The organism is Thiorhodovibrio litoralis, from assembly GCF_033954455.1.
Taxonomy (GTDB): Bacteria; Pseudomonadota; Gammaproteobacteria; order Chromatiales; family Chromatiaceae; genus Thiorhodovibrio; species Thiorhodovibrio litoralis.
Genome location: NZ_CP121473.1, coordinates 4015532 through 4029779, shown reverse-complemented (window position 1 = coordinate 4029779; position 14248 = coordinate 4015532). Strand labels below are relative to the sequence as shown.

At 61.1% G+C, this 14248-nt stretch carries 20 protein-coding genes and 1 pseudogene; 19 read left to right on the top strand and 2 right to left on the bottom strand.

Going from position 1 to position 14248, the window contains the following annotated elements; translation table 11 throughout:
* Nucleotides 1-12 precede the first annotated feature (12 nt).
* The 6 genes from Thiosp_RS18305 to Thiosp_RS18280 all read left to right on the top strand — a co-directional run bounded on the left by Thiosp_RS18305 (nt 13) and on the right by Thiosp_RS18280 (nt 5056).
* Complete coding sequence (locus Thiosp_RS18305) at nt 13-1038, top strand: OmpA family protein (protein WP_201069373.1); 1026 nt, start codon at nt 13-15, stop codon at nt 1036-1038.
* 157 nt (nt 1039-1195) lie between these two features.
* The gene (locus Thiosp_RS18300) at nt 1196-1405 is read left to right on the top strand and encodes an EAL domain-containing protein (RefSeq protein WP_201069374.1); all 210 of its coding nucleotides are present in this window, start codon (nt 1196-1198) and stop codon (nt 1403-1405) included.
* A gap of 97 nt (nt 1406-1502) precedes the next feature.
* A complete protein-coding gene (locus Thiosp_RS18295; protein ID WP_201069375.1) occupies nt 1503-2819 on the top strand; it encodes a diguanylate cyclase in 1317 nt (438 codons plus the stop codon).
* 211 nt (nt 2820-3030) lie between these two features.
* Complete coding sequence (locus tag Thiosp_RS18290) at nt 3031-3303, top strand: low-complexity protein (RefSeq protein ID WP_242519068.1); 273 nt, start codon at nt 3031-3033, stop codon at nt 3301-3303.
* Between the two features lie 17 nt (nt 3304-3320).
* Nucleotides 3321-4235, top strand: a complete 915-nt coding sequence (locus Thiosp_RS18285) for an HvfB family MNIO-type RiPP peptide maturase (RefSeq protein WP_201069376.1) — start codon at nt 3321-3323, stop codon at nt 4233-4235.
* A gap of 26 nt (nt 4236-4261) precedes the next feature.
* Complete coding sequence (locus tag Thiosp_RS18280; RefSeq protein ID WP_242519070.1) at nt 4262-5056, top strand: HvfC family RiPP maturation protein; 795 nt, start codon at nt 4262-4264, stop codon at nt 5054-5056.
* A gap of 321 nt (nt 5057-5377) precedes the next feature.
* Here Thiosp_RS18280 and Thiosp_RS18275 read toward each other — a convergent pair whose 3' ends face one another.
* Complete coding sequence (locus Thiosp_RS18275) at nt 5378-5809, bottom strand: hypothetical protein (protein ID WP_201069377.1); 432 nt, start codon at nt 5807-5809, stop codon at nt 5378-5380.
* 653 nt (nt 5810-6462) lie between these two features.
* Between Thiosp_RS18275 and Thiosp_RS18270 the strand changes: the two genes are divergently transcribed.
* The 10 genes from Thiosp_RS18270 to Thiosp_RS18225 all read left to right on the top strand — a co-directional run bounded on the left by Thiosp_RS18270 (nt 6463) and on the right by Thiosp_RS18225 (nt 10553).
* Complete coding sequence (locus Thiosp_RS18270) at nt 6463-7275, top strand: tetratricopeptide repeat protein (RefSeq protein WP_201069378.1); 813 nt, start codon at nt 6463-6465, stop codon at nt 7273-7275.
* 63 nt (nt 7276-7338) lie between these two features.
* A complete protein-coding gene (locus Thiosp_RS18265) occupies nt 7339-8274 on the top strand; it encodes an O-linked N-acetylglucosamine transferase, SPINDLY family protein (protein WP_323696595.1) in 936 nt (311 codons plus the stop codon).
* Nucleotides 8275-8422: 148 nt separating this feature from the next.
* Nucleotides 8423-8659, top strand: coding sequence for a Rossmann-fold NAD(P)-binding domain-containing protein (locus Thiosp_RS18260; RefSeq protein WP_242519071.1), 237 nt, complete (start codon nt 8423-8425; stop codon nt 8657-8659).
* Between the two features lie 19 nt (nt 8660-8678).
* Nucleotides 8679-8921, top strand: coding sequence for a hypothetical protein (locus Thiosp_RS18255; RefSeq protein ID WP_201069381.1), 243 nt, complete (start codon nt 8679-8681; stop codon nt 8919-8921).
* Entirely contained in the window at nt 8918-9133 is a 216-nt protein-coding gene (locus Thiosp_RS18250) for a DUF2283 domain-containing protein (protein ID WP_009150907.1), read from the top strand. Before Thiosp_RS18255 ends, Thiosp_RS18250 begins: the two co-directional genes overlap by 4 nt.
* Before the next feature lie 173 nt (nt 9134-9306).
* Nucleotides 9307-9438 (top strand): hypothetical protein, encoded by a 132-nt coding sequence (locus Thiosp_RS18245; RefSeq protein WP_274607991.1) that lies wholly within the window; start codon nt 9307-9309, stop codon nt 9436-9438.
* 32 nt (nt 9439-9470) lie between these two features.
* Nucleotides 9471-9737 carry a hypothetical protein gene (locus Thiosp_RS18240; RefSeq protein ID WP_201069382.1) on the top strand — a complete coding sequence of 89 codons (267 nt, stop codon included), beginning with the start codon at nt 9471-9473 and terminating at the stop codon, nt 9735-9737.
* Nucleotides 9730-9954 carry a Txe/YoeB family addiction module toxin gene (locus Thiosp_RS18235; RefSeq protein WP_201069383.1) on the top strand — a complete coding sequence of 75 codons (225 nt, stop codon included), beginning with the start codon at nt 9730-9732 and terminating at the stop codon, nt 9952-9954. The genes Thiosp_RS18240 and Thiosp_RS18235 overlap by 8 nt, the downstream gene beginning before the upstream one ends.
* Nucleotides 9947-10207, top strand: a complete 261-nt coding sequence (locus Thiosp_RS18230) for an O-linked N-acetylglucosamine transferase family protein (protein WP_201069384.1) — start codon at nt 9947-9949, stop codon at nt 10205-10207. Before Thiosp_RS18235 ends, Thiosp_RS18230 begins: the two co-directional genes overlap by 8 nt.
* Before the next feature lie 76 nt (nt 10208-10283).
* Nucleotides 10284-10553: a CCDC90 family protein gene (locus Thiosp_RS18225; protein WP_201069385.1), complete on the top strand. Its 270-nt coding sequence runs from the start codon at nt 10284-10286 to the stop codon at nt 10551-10553.
* Between the two features lie 117 nt (nt 10554-10670).
* Here Thiosp_RS18225 and Thiosp_RS18220 read toward each other — a convergent pair whose 3' ends face one another.
* Nucleotides 10671-10862 carry a hypothetical protein gene (locus tag Thiosp_RS18220; protein WP_201069386.1) on the bottom strand — a complete coding sequence of 64 codons (192 nt, stop codon included), beginning with the start codon at nt 10860-10862 and terminating at the stop codon, nt 10671-10673.
* Nucleotides 10863-10924: 62 nt separating this feature from the next.
* Between Thiosp_RS18220 and Thiosp_RS18215 the strand changes: the two genes are divergently transcribed.
* The 3 genes and pseudogenes from Thiosp_RS18215 (at nt 10925) to Thiosp_RS18205 (ending at nt 14247) form a co-directional block, all read left to right on the top strand.
* Nucleotides 10925-11512 carry a Uma2 family endonuclease gene (locus tag Thiosp_RS18215; RefSeq protein WP_201069387.1) on the top strand — a complete coding sequence of 196 codons (588 nt, stop codon included), beginning with the start codon at nt 10925-10927 and terminating at the stop codon, nt 11510-11512.
* A 236-nt stretch (nt 11513-11748) separates the two neighbouring features.
* Nucleotides 11749-12394 (top strand): annotated as a pseudogene (locus tag Thiosp_RS18210) (PD-(D/E)XK nuclease family transposase).
* A gap of 26 nt (nt 12395-12420) precedes the next feature.
* Nucleotides 12421-14247 carry an O-linked N-acetylglucosamine transferase, SPINDLY family protein gene (locus Thiosp_RS18205; RefSeq protein ID WP_201069388.1) on the top strand — a complete coding sequence of 609 codons (1827 nt, stop codon included), beginning with the start codon at nt 12421-12423 and terminating at the stop codon, nt 14245-14247.
* Nucleotide 14248 lies beyond the last annotated feature (1 nt).

The following is a 14248-nucleotide window of genomic DNA, read 5'->3' as shown; positions in this document are numbered from 1 at the left end:
GGAGCCAAGATCATGACCGGGAAGACTCATCAAACAGCCAGCGGGAGCAAGAGCGTCGCCAGCGGCGAGCCAGCCGCTGCCAATCCGGCCGCTGCCACTTCACCATCAGCCGATCCATCATCAGCCGATCCATCATCAGCCGATCCATCATCAGCCGATCCCTGCGAGCGCCAGATTCGCTTGCGCACCTCGGTCATTCTCAGCTTGCTGGCGGCGCTGTTTGGCGTTGGGCTGATTGCGATGGAGGCCGTCTATCGGGTTCGTCAGTCGCAGGATCTCGCTCCGCTGGGGGCTAGCGCTCAAGCGCAGGAATTGGTTGTCGAGGTCCGGGAAACCTCCGTGCAGGCGGCAAATGCGGAAGTGGCCAGTTCTGAGTCGACTGGCGCGGACTCGGACTCTAAAAATGCGGATTCTGGTAGGGATTCTGGCGCGGCGACAGATGCCGAAGCCCTGGCGGATGCCCAACAGCGCATCGCCGAGCTTGAGCGGGAAGGCGAGCGCCTGCGTGAGGATCTGGCCGAGCATCAGTCCGCACTCGAAAGCGGCGAACTGGCCATCATGGAGGCGCAACGTCAGCTTGAGGCCGCGCAGGCAAACGCCGGTGCGGCCCGCTGCGGCGCCTTGCTGGCGGATCTTGGTGCCATGGATCTGAATACCCGACTCACTGACTCGGGGCTGCGCATTGCGCTGTCTTCAGGCGATCTGCAGTTTGCCAGCGGCTCGGCTGACTTGACGGAAGACACAGACCGCGAGCGCTTGCAGGCGCTCGCGGCCTGGCTCGACGATTATCCCGATCTACAGGTACGGGTGATCGGCTATACCGACGCTAGTGGTCGCGAAGACGCGAATCAGGCGCTGTCCGCGGAGCGGGCTGAAGCGGTGCGTGAGGCGTTGATCGCATCGGGAGTCAGTCCCGAGCAGCTCAGCGCCGAGGGGCGCGGCGAGCAGGAGCCCATCGCTGACAACGCCACGCCCGAGGGCCGCGAGCAGAACCGACGGGTTGAATTGCTGCTGGAGACGACCAAACAAGACAGCTGATTCGGCGCCCAATCAGCGACCGGTCAGCGCCGGTTAAGCGCCAGTTCAACGCAGGTTCAGCGCCAAGTCGGCACCGCTTGGTTGCGCGGCTGGCGCGGTAACACCGTCCGGAAAAACGGATTTCATTGGCAGGTTTTTTGTTGCGGTGAATCTCTCGGTGCGCCAGCTTGACGAGCCACACCTGGTGGAGGACGTGAAAGCTTTGCTCGAGGCATGGAAACTGCCGCCTGCGACCCTGTGTCTGGAGTTAACCGAGAGCTCGCTGATGGCGGACCCCCAGCATTGCATTGAGGTGCTCTCAGGGCTACGCGATCTCGGCGTGCTGCTGGCGATCGACGATTTTTCGGGCGATCAGCGCCCCGGCTGATTCCTCCACCTTGGCTGCTCGACAACCGCCAGCTTGCGCTAAACTTGTACGGAAATGGGTTGCTCGCGGCAATCGCGCCGGAGGAGTGGGCGTTGCCATGCATCAAGAGAATTCAGACGATGTGCACACCACTGCCGCCGACGTGAAACTACTGCTCAAACCCTGGCTGCTGCTTGCGATCTGGACTGCGCTGGTGCTGGCGTCCCTGGGCTGGAATCTGCATCAAGCCTACGACGCGCGCTCTGAGCTGGCGCTGCGCACGGCGCGGTCCTTTTTCGAGCAGGTGGTGCTGACGCGGCAGTGGAATGCGCAGCACGGCGGCGTCTATGTGCCGGTGACCGATAATACCCAGCCCAATCCCTACCTGAAGATTGAAGATCGTGATATCCGCGTGTCGGATGATCTCACGCTAACGGCGATCAATCCGGCTTTCATGACCCGGCAGTTGGCCGAGATCGCCGACGACACCAGCGGCGTGCATTTCCACATCACTAGCCTGAAACCCATTCGCCCCGAGAATCGCGCTGAGCCCTGGGAGCGTGCCGCTCTAGCGCGGTTCGAGCAAGGCGCGCCGGAGGTCGGGCAGTTCATGCAATCTGGCGAGCGCCAGCTCTATCGCTACATGGCCCCATTGGTTACTGAGAAGCCCTGCCTGAAATGCCACGAAGACCAGGGCTACAAGCTTGGCGACGTGCGCGGTGGCATCAGCGTGACTCTGCCGGACGTGGCTCTGGTGCCGGCCATGTCGCTGATAATCAGCCATGCGCTCATCGGACTGATCGGCGGCGGATTGATTTTGCTCACCACCCGCATGCTGGAGCAGTCCCACGAGCGGCTCAAGCAGCAAGCGATACTCGATACCCTGACCTCCATCCCCAATCGGCGCTACTTTACCGAAAATCTCGTCGATGAGTTTCGTCGCGGTCGGCGTCAGGGCATGCCCTTGTCCTTGATTATCTCTGACATCGATAACTTCAAAAGCTACAACGACACCTTCGGCCATCAGGCCGGTGACCGCTGCCTGCGCGCGGTGGCCCAGACTTTAAGCGATGGGCTCAAGCGCGGCGGCGACTTCTGCGCGCGCTATGGCGGGGAGGAGTTTGTTGTGGTGCTGCCGGACACCTCGCTGGCCAATGCCGTCAAAGTCGCCGAGAGCATGCGCGAAGCGGTCGCCGGGCTAGGCATGCGCCATCCCGGCTCCAGTCAGGGCATCGTCACGATCAGCATGGGCGTGGCAACCGATGATCCGACCAACCCGGATCACGAAGCGCTGATCAAGCAGGCCGACGAGGCGCTGTATCGGGCCAAGGAGCTCGGGCGCAACCGCGTCGAGGTGCGCTATCCGGGGTTGGCACCGCATGAAGCGACCGCGGCGCAGCCCGAGGCGCCCGCCGCTACTGAGGCAACGAGCTGAGATCACTGCGCCCGGGCTTTGCTCGTGTCAGCGTCAAATAATACCCCGGTAATTTCGTCAGGAAATTTGCGGTTTGTCATTGAATCGCGGGTTTCCGGCGCCATACCTGACCATGCGGGTCGGTTATGCCTCGCTCCACCAGGGGGCTCCTGCAGACGACAGACCCACATCATCATCAAAAAATTCTGCTTTGAAAGAAGGATAAATTGCCATGAATATGACCAAAGACTCCGCCACCGCATTGGTTGGTATCGCTCTCGCCGGTTCCATCGGTATCGCCCAGGCTGAAGAAGGCAATCCCTTCGTCGCTCAGGATCTCGGCACCGGCTACATGCAGCTGGCCGAAGCCGATACCGAGGGTAAGTGCGGCAGCAAAGACGAGGAAGGAAAATGCGGCAGCAAGGGCGAAGAGGGCAAGTGCGGCTCTTCGGACGGTGACGATGGCGAGAAGGACGGCGAGGGCAAGTGCGGTGGCAGCAGCTGAGCACCTGAGCCACGCTGATGATAAGCCGGCATAAGACCATCGCCGGCGCCGGCGCCGGCCTCGGCCTGCGGCGCTCCTTCCTGAGCGACCTGGCCGAGGCTCCACCAGTTGGACAGGTCGACTTCTACGAGATCGCGCCCGAGAACTGGATCGGTGTCGGTGGGCGCAAGGGGCGCCTGCTGCACGCTCTGACCGAGCGTTTTCCGTTCGTCTGTCATGGGCTGTCGCTGTCAATCGGCGGTGCGGCGCCAGTGGATACCAACTTTCTGCGCCAGCTCAAAGGCTTTCTCGATCAGCACGGGGTCGAGCACTACACCGAGCACCTGACCTACTGCGCAGACGACGGCCAACTCTACGACCTGCTGCCCATCCCCTTCACAGAGGAAGCCGTGCAGCACGTTGCCGCGCGCATCCGTCAGGTACAAGATATTCTTGAGCGCCGCATCGCGCTGGAAAATGCCTCCTACTACGCCGCCCCAGGCCAGCAAATGTCCGAGAGCGACTTCATCCGCGCGGTGTTGACGGAGGCCGATTGCGACCTGCTACTCGACGTCAATAACATTTACGTCAATTCCATCAACCATGGCTATGACCCGCTCGCCTTTCTACACAGCCTGCCCGGCGAGCGGATTCGCTATGGACATATTGCCGGACACCATGCCGAGGCCGAAGACTTGCGCATCGACACCCACGGTGCCGAGGTGATCGACCCGGTCTGGGCACTGCTCGACGCTGCCTACCAAGCCTTCGGCGTCTTCCCGACGCTGCTCGAGCGGGATTTCAACATCCCGCCGCTCGATGAAATGCTGCGGGAGGTCGACCACATTCGCGCCATTCAGCGGCCTTACGCGAGCCGCTCGGCAGCCACGGCCCCCGCGAACCAAAGCGAGACGCAAAGCGCCACGCAGCAACCCGCGCTGGCGACTTGCTGAGGCACTGCATGGCCGGTTAATCAGGAATGAATGCCCCGACACCCCAGTCAGCCATGCCGGACTTCATGCGCCAGCAGCAGCGCTTCACCACCCATCTGCGCGACCCCGAGCGGGCAAAGGCTCCGGCAGACATCGAAGACCGCCGCATGAAGATCTATCGCGACTTGATCTTCAACAACCTCTCCTCGCTGCTCGCCGGCAACTTCCCTGTCGTCTACCGCCTGCTACCGCGCGAGCATTGGCGCGAGCTGGTGCGCGATTTTCTGCGCCGCCATCGCGCCGTCTCACCGCTGTTCCCCGAACTGCCGCGCGAGTTTCTTGACTTCCTCAGCCATCACCGTCGCGATGACCCGCGCGACCCGCCCTTCCTGCTCGAGTTGGCGCACTACGAGTGGGTCGAAGTGGCCCTGCAACAAAGCGACGGCGTGCCAAATGACCCCCCCGCTGATCTGATGCCCGATGGCGACCTGCTCACCGGGCGCCCCGTGCTATCGCCGCGCGCCTGGAACCTGAGCTACCGCTACCCCGTCCATCGCATCGGCCCCGACTACCAACCCCAGCAAGCCCCGGAACAGCCAACCCATCTACTGGTCTATCTCGACCGCAACGAGCAAGTGTGCTTCATGGAGCTCAACGCCGTCACCCAGCGCCTGCTCATACTGCTGCAACAGCAACCCGCCCCCAACGGCCAGGACGCGCTCGACCAAATCGCCACCGAACTCGGCCACCTGCAACCGCAACAAGTCATCGCCTTCGGCACCAGCCTGCTCGAAGATCTGCGCAGCCGCGGCGTGATCCTCGGAGCACTGCGCGGGGTTTAGATTAGATTAGATTAGATGGAAATTTGAGGCAGCTCACTCGGGTGGATGAAAACCGACGAGATGAGGCAGACCATGGGACACCTAACCGACACCGACAGAAGAGAAGCAGTCCCGCCGCCTGGCGGGTTTTTTGCACCAAAGAGCTGCTATAATTAGATCGAATCCAATAAATCGCCTTCTACCATGACATGAGCCAAGACCAAGGCCCGACGCACTAACATTAACGCGCCTATTGGTCCGTTGATCAAAGCCCGCTACCTGTGACATTCCCAGTGCGGCAAGCACGCAAACACAATTCTGCGAGCAGGCGAAACAGATCCCCTAGAGATAGCGCATGGCGGTGATGACCAGGCCAACGCCTGTGGCGATGAACCCGACCAGCCATAAGAAGTGTTGGTCGTGGCGCTTGAGCATCTCATCGAAGCGCTTGTCAACTTGCTCGAAGCGCTTGTCAACTTGTTCGAATCGTTTGTTCATGTCGGCTTGCATCAGCTCGAAACGCGTATCGACCTGCGCGAAGCGTTTGTCCATGTCTTCGCGCATCGCGACGAAGCGTTCGTCCATGCGCTCAAAGCCTTGGCGCATTATCTCCCGTTGGTGCTTGAGTTCTTCCTCGACGCGCACCATCCGCTCGCGCAGCTCGATCTCGTAGACCACGGGCGGCTTGCCCAGGCTTTGCTCGGCCAGCCAGTCGCTGATGTGTTCTTTGACGTAGTCGCCAATCTGGTGAAGGTCTTCTTGGGCAAGTGCCATCGTCTGTTCTCCTTGATCTGATGCGCTAACGCTTTAGTCGCGTTTTCTCGGCCTATTTGGAATTAGACTTATGAGGAGAGTTTACTTCATTGCTCTTGCTGATCTAGCATGATCGCAGGTTTCAGCGCTGGTTGGGCAAAGCTGCTGATGGGAGCGATAGTCGGTGCTTCCGATCAAAAGAGATATTCCACTGCGACGGCTTCCCCTTTCCAGCAAATTGCCCGCGCCCACGCGAAACGATTGAGGATATCGTCATGATCGGTCAACCGCTGGAAGTCGAACGCCGACACCTCGCCGGGTTGCCTGCAAGGCCAAAATGAAGGTCAAACGATGGCTTTAGAATTCGTAGTCTGCTTACACAAGGAAATGCCGGCGACATCTCCGGCGACGACCTCCAACTCGGTCGGCTCTATGAAGTCGTCGAAAAAAACGCTGGTCATGACATGATACGGCTCATTGACGAATCGGGCGAAGACTATCTGTATCCACAAGCCTGGTTCGACGGCGTTGCGCTCAGCTCGGCGGCTGCCGAGCAATTGGCTCAGGCGTTGCCGCACCGTTAAACCGATGCAACCTCCGTCCTGCCGTCGACTCGGTGAGCTAGCAAGCGGCCGGATGGGCTGGATTGCCCGAAGTCAATTTGCCACGCGTTTATGACCGCCTCAGAAGCGCTCTTCCCCAGCCAAAGCGAAGCGATAGCCGCGCTGCGTGTAGGTTTAAACCGCGACGATCAACAGCGATTACGCCCTGCGGCCGAGCAATATGTTACCCAATGGCCCGACTGCCCCACCGGCTGGACCATCCTCGCTAAAGCCTGCGAGCGCGAGCGCGACTGGAACGCCGCCGCGGCGGCAGCCCAACAACTGTGCGAACGCAAACCAGAGTCAGCCTGGCATTGGTCCTACCTCGGCCTCCTGCTCAAACGGGCAGGCCGGCTTGCCGAGGCCGAACGAGCCCTGCGCGAAGCCCTGACGCGCGCCCCCGAGGAGCCAGAAACCCTCAACCTGCTCGGCATCGTGCAGATCATGCAGGGCAAACCCGGCGCGGCCGAGGACACCCTGCGCCGCGCGCTGAAAAGTGCGCCCATGCTGGCGGAAGCCTGGAACAACCTTGGCACCGCCCTGCGCGATCTCGACCGACTCGATGAAAGCATGCTCGCCTTTCGCCAAGCGCTGGCCCTGGCTGCGGAGAACGGGCGGGCACGCAGCAATCTCTTATTCTCGCAAGCCTATACCGCCGCACTAACGCCCGAGCGTCAACGCCAGGAAGCGCGACGTTGGGAACGCGAGGTCCTGAGCACCGAGGTACGGGCCGAGGCACGCCGGCGCTCGTTCTCCCCTGCGCCGTTGCGCGATCGACGCCTGGGCTTGGGCCTGATATCGGCGGAATTCGGCAGTCACCCAGTCGGGCATTTTCTGCTGAGTTGGCTGCGCGCCCTCAACCGCGAACACTTCGCGCTCTACTGATACCCTAGCCCCGAGCGCCCGGAGCCAGAATCCGCGCGCTTTCGCGAATTGGCCGATGTCTGGTTGCCCATTGATGGCTTGAGCGATGTCCAAGCCGTGCAACAGATTCGCAGTGACAAAATCGACGTGCTGATTGAAACCAGCGGCCACATGGAGAACAACCGCCTCGGCGTGATTGCCCGGCGCGCGGCACCGGTGCAACGTCACTACATCGGCTACTTTGCCACCACCGGCCTCACCGAGATGGACTATTTCATCGGGGACGCTCTGCTGATCCCGCCCGAGCAAGACAGCCACTTCAGCGAACAAGTCTGGAGACTGCCACGGACCCGCTATGCCTGCGAGCCCCTGCTGCAGGCCCCCGACCCGCGCTGGCAACCACACCCGCAGGGACAGCTTCGCCTCGGCAGTTTCAATAACCTCACCAAGGTCCGCCAGGAAAGCCTCCTCCTGTGGAGCCAGGTGCTGCGAGCACTCCCCCAGGCGCGTTTGATCTTGAAAGACAAACGCGCCCTGGATCAGAGCGTGCAGACGCGCATTTTGACCTGCCTACAGGAGCAGAGCATCCACCCCGACCGGATCGAATTCCACGGTGCCAGTGCCAGGTGGGCCGACCACATGGACGCCTACAACAGCATCGACATCGCGCTCGACTCCCTGCCATTCAACAGTGCCACCACAGGATTCGACGCCCTCTGGATGGGCACCCCGCTGATCACCCTGACCGGCGACCGCCTCGCCGGCCGCCAAGCCGCCTCCTTGCTGACAGGCCTCGGACGCGCGGAATGGATCGTGCGGGATGCCGATGCCTTCGTGGACATCGTGAGCGCCCTAGCGCATGATGCAACTCAACGCCGGCACATTCGCGAAACCCAACGGGAGCAGATGCGCGGCAGCGAGCTTTGTAATGGCCCAAGCCTGGCGCGCGCGCTCGAAGCATCATTCGAGATGATGTTAAATGCTTGGTTTGAAAATAAAGCGATCAAGCATCAAGAATAGTGAAGACAAAACTGCTGTCCCTAAAAGACCATGGGTTAAAAGATGATCAGGCTAAAGGCATTGTCGCTGCGTATTGCCGCTTCGGGTGATGCGGAAAACGCAATCAAGCACGGCATTTACACCGTCCCGAAATGCAGAATTGACATTCATGCTTGATCTGCTGCCGTACGTCTGCGACGCCGCGCCCTCCAAACAAGGCCGCTACTTGCCCGGCAGTCGCATCCCGATCAACCCGCCGACGGCGCTGCGCGAGGCGCCACCGGACGCGGTGCTGATTTTGCCCTGGAATATTGCCGAGGAGGTGAAGGCGCAACTGGCCGATCTGGCTGAACGGGGCACGCGTTTTTTCACCGCAGTGCCCGCGCTTCGCGTACAGGCGAATTGACAGCTTCATTCAAGCACTCATGCTAGAACTGCCCATTACGGACTATTTCCGTGACAATGTCTTGGTTAAGCGACCCTATATCCAGCGCGAATGGTGCGAGGCTGCCGTTCGCGATCCCATTCGCCGGGAAGTGCAAGCGGACGACGGGCGCATCCGGCACTGGATATGGATCGATGCCTTAGATCGTTACCTGCGGGTGGTGACCCTGGCCGATGGGCAGACAATCCACAACGCCTTTCCGGACCGGAGATTTCGGCCATGAAGATTAACTACGACGCCGCTACGGACTCGCTTTACATCCACCTGAGCGACCGTGCCTCCGTCGATTCCGACGAAATTGCCAATGGCGTGGTCCTCGACTACGATGCCGCCGGCGCGCTGGTCGGCATCGACATTCAACACGCCAGCCACCAGGCCGACCTAGCCAAGCTTTCGGTTAACTGCTTGCCCTTGACTCAGCTTGACGCGGCTTGATGCGTGCTAAATGAAACCCTGCATCAGCTACAACCAGCCTTCCAGACCAGCGGCGGCCGACGCTTCAAATCCGCGACTTCCTCGACGTCCGCGAGGCCTGTCGGTAGATTGCCGAAGTCGCGCTCGGCGAACAACAGGGGCCGGTCAACATCTGCTCCGGCATCCCCATCACCGTGCGCCAGTTAGCCGAGCACATCGCCGACGAGGTCGGTCGCCGCAACCTGCTGCGCTTTGGCATGCGGCCCGACCATCCGTTCGATGCTCCGTGCGTGATCGGGCTTCCCTGGCAGCCAGATCTGGCTTAAAGCCATGCGCGCGATAATATGTGAGGTTGAATATGACGCCGTTTGAACAGGAGCAAGCCATGCTTAACATCGAAATTCCTGATCGTTTGAGGGAAAAGATCGCTGCCATCGCTACTCTTGCGGAGCAAACGCCCGAGCAATTGGCTCTGGAGATGCTTGAAGAGCGGATTGATCACCAGAGTGCGTATCTTGAAACCGCGTATCTGAAAAGCTCGGCACGCAACCGCGAGCGACTTGATCAGGCAATTGGGGACATCAGACGCGGGCGCTTCGAGGAACGGGCCTTGATTGATGATTAGCTGGCATCCGCAAGCATGGGAGGATTATTTGTATTGGCAGCAAGAAGATAAACGTATCTTGAAGCGTGTCAACGCATTGGTTAAGGATGTCCAGCGCAACCCCTTCGAGGGAATCGGAAAACCCGAGCCACTTAAACATGAATGGTCAGGTTTTTGGAGTCGGCGAATCAATGACGAACATCGTTTAGTATGCACTTACCAAGATGGTCATGCATAGCCACGGCATCAGCCGCGAGCGAATCGGCTCCTTTGCCTGCACCCCCTCCTGGAGCGAGCACATGGCGCTTTACAACCACATCGACATCGCACTGGATACCATACCTTTCAACAGCGCCAGCACCGCCTGCGACGCCCTCTGGATGGGTACCCCACTGGTCACCCTGCTTGGCGACCAACTTGCCGGGCGCCAGGCCGTCTCCATCCTCACCGGACTCGGGTGCCCGGAGTGGAATCATGGGGGCGTGTGCTAATCTGAGCCTGTCAGCCGCAGATACATGCCATAATCCACTCAGTCGCCGGATATTCTTTATCTGACAGGAATCAATCATGACTGCAATATCTTTCGATACGCTCAGATTCGTTGAAACGCTTAAAGACCATGGGTTGAATGATGAGCAAGCAAAAGGCATTGCTGCTGCCTACCGTGACGCATCCGGCGAGGCGGAGATCGCGACGAAACGGGACATCGAGCGCTTAGAGGCACAGCTGGTCAGGGTCGATACGCGATTAGCGGGCGAAATGACGCTCATGAAATGGCTGTTGGGTATTTTACTTGGGGGCGTCGTGGCATTGATCTTAAAATCGTTTTTCCCTTGAGCTGGGAGATGTCAATTCGTCGACAGCTTGGCCGCTCTTGCTCACGATGCCGCGCAGCGTCAGCATATTCGCCAAAACCATTCCCTTCAACAGCGCCACCACCGCAGCGCTCGCCGATCACTGGCACACCCTGCGCAACCAGTCCGCGAGACCCAGCGGCAGCGGATGCGCGCGAGCGAGCTCTGCGATGGCCGGGGATTGGCGCGTGCGCTGGAACCGCCGTTCGAGACCATGTTTGATCGCTGGTTCCAGGGCGGCGGTGGCGATACCCGTGCCAAACAAAACACTTGAAAAGTGCAATGGATCCATGCTTTTCGCTGAGGAACCCGTCGCTCCGAAAGACGCCACATTGAACGAAACGGAGACCGAAAATGTCATCTCAGCCCCTCTTGCGTGAGACGTTTGAAGACTGGCTCGCCGGGGAGCGCCTGCAAACCGAAGGGCGCACTGAATACGTTCGCGGGGAAGTGTTTGCCATGTCCGGTGGCTCGCGCGAGCACAATCTGATCGCGACCAATATCGTCAGGGAGTTGGGCAATCAGTTTAAGGGCCGCCCTTGCTGCGTCTATTCCGGCGATTTGAAAGTCCGCATGGAAGCCGCAGACGCCAGCGCCTATCCAGATGTGATGGCAATCTGCGGCGAGCATCAGTATTTCGACGGGCGCCGGGATGTGGTCACTAACCCGGTGCTGATCGTCGAAGTTCTGTCCGATTCCACCGAGGCCTATGATCGTGGCGACAAATTCGCTCAATACCGGACCCTGCCGAGCCTGATGGCCTATCTTCTCGTCGCGCAGGATCGGGTCCAGGCCGAACTCTATACCCGCGCCGATGACGGCGCCTGGTTGCTGCGAAGCTACGACCAACTCGCGCAGCAGGTGCCGCTCGTGGCGATCGGCGCGCATCTGTTGCTGGCCGAAGTCTACGATAAGATCGAGATGCCCCAAGATCGAGCATGAGGGAGGCGGCATTTAACAACGAACAAAATTCTTTCCAGGCACATGACTTCATGAGCGCGCCCGCGGCGCAAGACGCCCCTCCTTACGGCGACCCGCAGACTGAAGCGCGGGTTAGCCTACGCACACTTTTCCATCAGGGAGACCAATAGCCTCGCCCGCGCCTTGGAGCACAGCGTCCAGCAAATGCTCGCTTGCTGGCGGCATCCCCGAGTCTGGTCTTGATCTATCAATTCGCCATGCCAACATTGCTCGACCCCACCAACGACTACGTCTTCAAACGTCTGTTCGTCGAAGCCCCCAACCTGCTGGTCGCGCTCATCAATGACCTGCGCCCGGACCTGCCTAAGATGACCTCGGCCGAGATCCGCAACCCCACCATCGAGCCCAGTGAGATCACCGGCAAATACATCATCCTCGATGTGCTGGCTCGGGACGCCGACGGCCATTGTTACAATGTCGAGATTCAAGTGCGCCGCCATGGCGCCTAGCACAAGCGCGGAGAGTTCTACCTCGCGCGCCTGGATCACCTTTTTCAAACACTGGCAGGAGGAGCTCACCATGGCCACCGTCGCCCATGAACCCGTTAAGCAAGCCATGAGCCGCATCCGCGACCTCAGCGCCGACGAAGAAGCCCGCCGCCTCGCCTTCGTGCGCGAGCGTGCCTTGCACGACGAAGTCTCCTTCCTGAATGAAGCCAAGCGGGAAGGGTTGCAGCAGGGTTTGGAGCAGGGATTGGAGCAGGGATTGCAAAACGGTCGCGAAGAGGTCGCGCGCAACCTGATGACCATGAACCTCTTGACAGACGAGCAGATTGCGGCCGCTTCCGGCTTGACGGAGGACGCGGTCAAAGCCCTGCGTGATGCCAAAAAGCCTCTAGCTTGAGTCCGTCGAAATCAAAGGGGACATATATGACGCCAAGCGCGATCGCAGCGCAAGACGCCCCCCAGAGTGAAGCGCTGGTTAGCCTACGCACACTTTTCCATCAGGGCGATCAACAGCAACTCCGCGCCGCGGCCGAGCACTATGTCACCCAATGGCCCGACTGCCCAGCCGGCTGGACCATTCTCGCCAAGGCGCGCGAGCGCGAGCGCGACTGGAACGCCGCTGCCACGGCCGCCCAACAACTCTGCGCGCGCGATCCACAATCAGCCTGGCACTGGTCCTACCTCGGCCTCCTGCTCAAGCGCGCCGGGCGACTGGCCGAGGCCGAGCAGGCTTTGCGCGAAGCGCTGGAACGCGCCCCTGAGGAACCAGAAACCCTCAATCTGCTCGGCATCGTGCAGATCATGCAGGGCCAGCCCGCTGCGGCCGAAACCACCCTGCGCCAGGCGCTCAAGAGCGCTCCAACGCTGGCCGAAGCCTGGAATAACCTCGGCACCGCCCTGCGCGACCTCGACCGATTGGACGAAAGCATGCTCGCCTTTCGCCAAGCAGTGGCCCTGGCCCCCGACAACGGCCGCGCGCGCAGCAATCTCTTGTTCTCCCAGTCTTTCACCGCCGCCCTGACACCAGAGCGCCAACGCCAGGAAGCGCAACTGTGGGAACGCGAAGTCCTGGGCCCCAATGAACGGGCCGAGGCACGCCAGCGGCAATTTTCCAGCCGGCCGCGGCGCGATCGACGCCTGCGCCTGGGCCTGCTGTCGGCTGAATTCGGCCGCCATCCGGTCGCGCATTTTCTTTTGAGCTGGCTGCGCGCGCTCGATCGCGAGCGCTTCGTCCTCTACTGCTACCCCAGCCATGAACGCCCCGGGCCAGAATCCCAGCGCTTTCGCGACCTCGCCGATGTCTGGTCGCCCATCGACAACCTGAGCGACGCCCAGGCGGCCGAGCGCATGCGGGCTGACGGGATCGACGTGCTGATCGAGACCAGCGGCCACACCGAGAACAACCGCCTCGGCGTCATCGCGCGGCGCGCGGCGCCGGTGCAATGCCATTACATCGGCCACTTCGCCACCACCGGCCTCACCGAGATGGATTATTTCATCAGTGACGCCGTGCTCATCCCGCCCGAGCACGACAGCCACTTTACCGAGCAGGTCTGGCGCCTGCCGCGCACCCGCTATGCCTACGAGCCCCTGCAACAGGCCCCAGAGCCCCGCTGGCAGCCCGATCGGCACGGGCAGCTGCGCCTCGGCAGCTTCAATAACCTGACCAAGGTCCGCCACGAAAGCCTGGCTCTCTGGAGTCAGGTGCTGCGCGCACTTCCCCAAGCCCGCCTGATCCTAAAAGACAAACGCGCCCACGACCACAGCGTCCAAGCGCGGATTCTCGGCCCCCTGCGGGAACAAGGCATCCACCCCGACCGGGTCGAATTTCGCGGCGCCTCCGCCGCCTGGGCCGACCACATGGACGCCTACAACGACATCGACATCGCGCTCGACTCCCTGCCATTCAACAGCGCCACCACCGGCTTCGACGCCCTTTGGATGGGCACGCCCCTGATCACCCTGGCCGGCGACCGCCTCGCCGGCCGCCAAGCCGCGTCCCTGCTCAGCGGCCTCGGGCGCCCGGAGTGGATCGCGCGCGATGCCACTCAATTCGTCGACATCCTGGCCGTTCTTGCTCAAGATGCCCAACAGCGCCAGCGCATTCGCCAAACCCAACGCGACCAGATGCGCCACAGCGAGCTGTGCGATGGTGCAAACCTGGCGCGCGCGTTGGAACAGAGCGTCGAGCAAATGGTCGCGCTGGCAGCGAACCGGACCGAACGCGCCGCGCGCGAAGGGATCGAGTGAG

What these genes read in the sequence shown, in the direction of transcription:
- Thiosp_RS18220 (WP_201069386.1), bottom strand. Translation starts at nt 10,862, where the DNA reads ATGGATCCATTGCACTTTTCAAGTGTTTTGTTTGGCACGGGTATCGCC.
- Thiosp_RS18275 (WP_201069377.1), bottom strand. Translation starts at nt 5,809, where the DNA reads ATGGCACTTGCCCAAGAAGACCTTCACCAGATTGGCGACTACGTCAAA.
- Thiosp_RS18290 (WP_242519068.1), top strand. Translation starts at nt 3,031, where the DNA reads ATGAATATGACCAAAGACTCCGCCACCGCATTGGTTGGTATCGCTCTC.
- Thiosp_RS18235 (WP_201069383.1), top strand. Translation starts at nt 9,730, where the DNA reads ATGATTAGCTGGCATCCGCAAGCATGGGAGGATTATTTGTATTGGCAG.
- Thiosp_RS18205 (WP_201069388.1), top strand. Translation starts at nt 12,421, where the DNA reads ATGACGCCAAGCGCGATCGCAGCGCAAGACGCCCCCCAGAGTGAAGCG.
- Thiosp_RS18240 (WP_201069382.1), top strand. Translation starts at nt 9,471, where the DNA reads ATGACGCCGTTTGAACAGGAGCAAGCCATGCTTAACATCGAAATTCCT.
- Thiosp_RS18295 (WP_201069375.1), top strand. Translation starts at nt 1,503, where the DNA reads ATGCATCAAGAGAATTCAGACGATGTGCACACCACTGCCGCCGACGTG.
- Thiosp_RS18255 (WP_201069381.1), top strand. Translation starts at nt 8,679, where the DNA reads ATGCTAGAACTGCCCATTACGGACTATTTCCGTGACAATGTCTTGGTT.
- Thiosp_RS18280 (WP_242519070.1), top strand. Translation starts at nt 4,262, where the DNA reads ATGAATGCCCCGACACCCCAGTCAGCCATGCCGGACTTCATGCGCCAG.
- Thiosp_RS18215 (WP_201069387.1), top strand. Translation starts at nt 10,925, where the DNA reads ATGTCATCTCAGCCCCTCTTGCGTGAGACGTTTGAAGACTGGCTCGCC.
- Thiosp_RS18225 (WP_201069385.1), top strand. Translation starts at nt 10,284, where the DNA reads ATGACTGCAATATCTTTCGATACGCTCAGATTCGTTGAAACGCTTAAA.
- Thiosp_RS18285 (WP_201069376.1), top strand. Translation starts at nt 3,321, where the DNA reads ATGATAAGCCGGCATAAGACCATCGCCGGCGCCGGCGCCGGCCTCGGC.
- Thiosp_RS18305 (WP_201069373.1), top strand. Translation starts at nt 13, where the DNA reads ATGACCGGGAAGACTCATCAAACAGCCAGCGGGAGCAAGAGCGTCGCC.
- Thiosp_RS18260 (WP_242519071.1), top strand. Translation starts at nt 8,423, where the DNA reads ATGCTTGATCTGCTGCCGTACGTCTGCGACGCCGCGCCCTCCAAACAA.
- Thiosp_RS18270 (WP_201069378.1), top strand. Translation starts at nt 6,463, where the DNA reads ATGACCGCCTCAGAAGCGCTCTTCCCCAGCCAAAGCGAAGCGATAGCC.
- Thiosp_RS18230 (WP_201069384.1), top strand. Translation starts at nt 9,947, where the DNA reads ATGCATAGCCACGGCATCAGCCGCGAGCGAATCGGCTCCTTTGCCTGC.
- Thiosp_RS18250 (WP_009150907.1), top strand. Translation starts at nt 8,918, where the DNA reads ATGAAGATTAACTACGACGCCGCTACGGACTCGCTTTACATCCACCTG.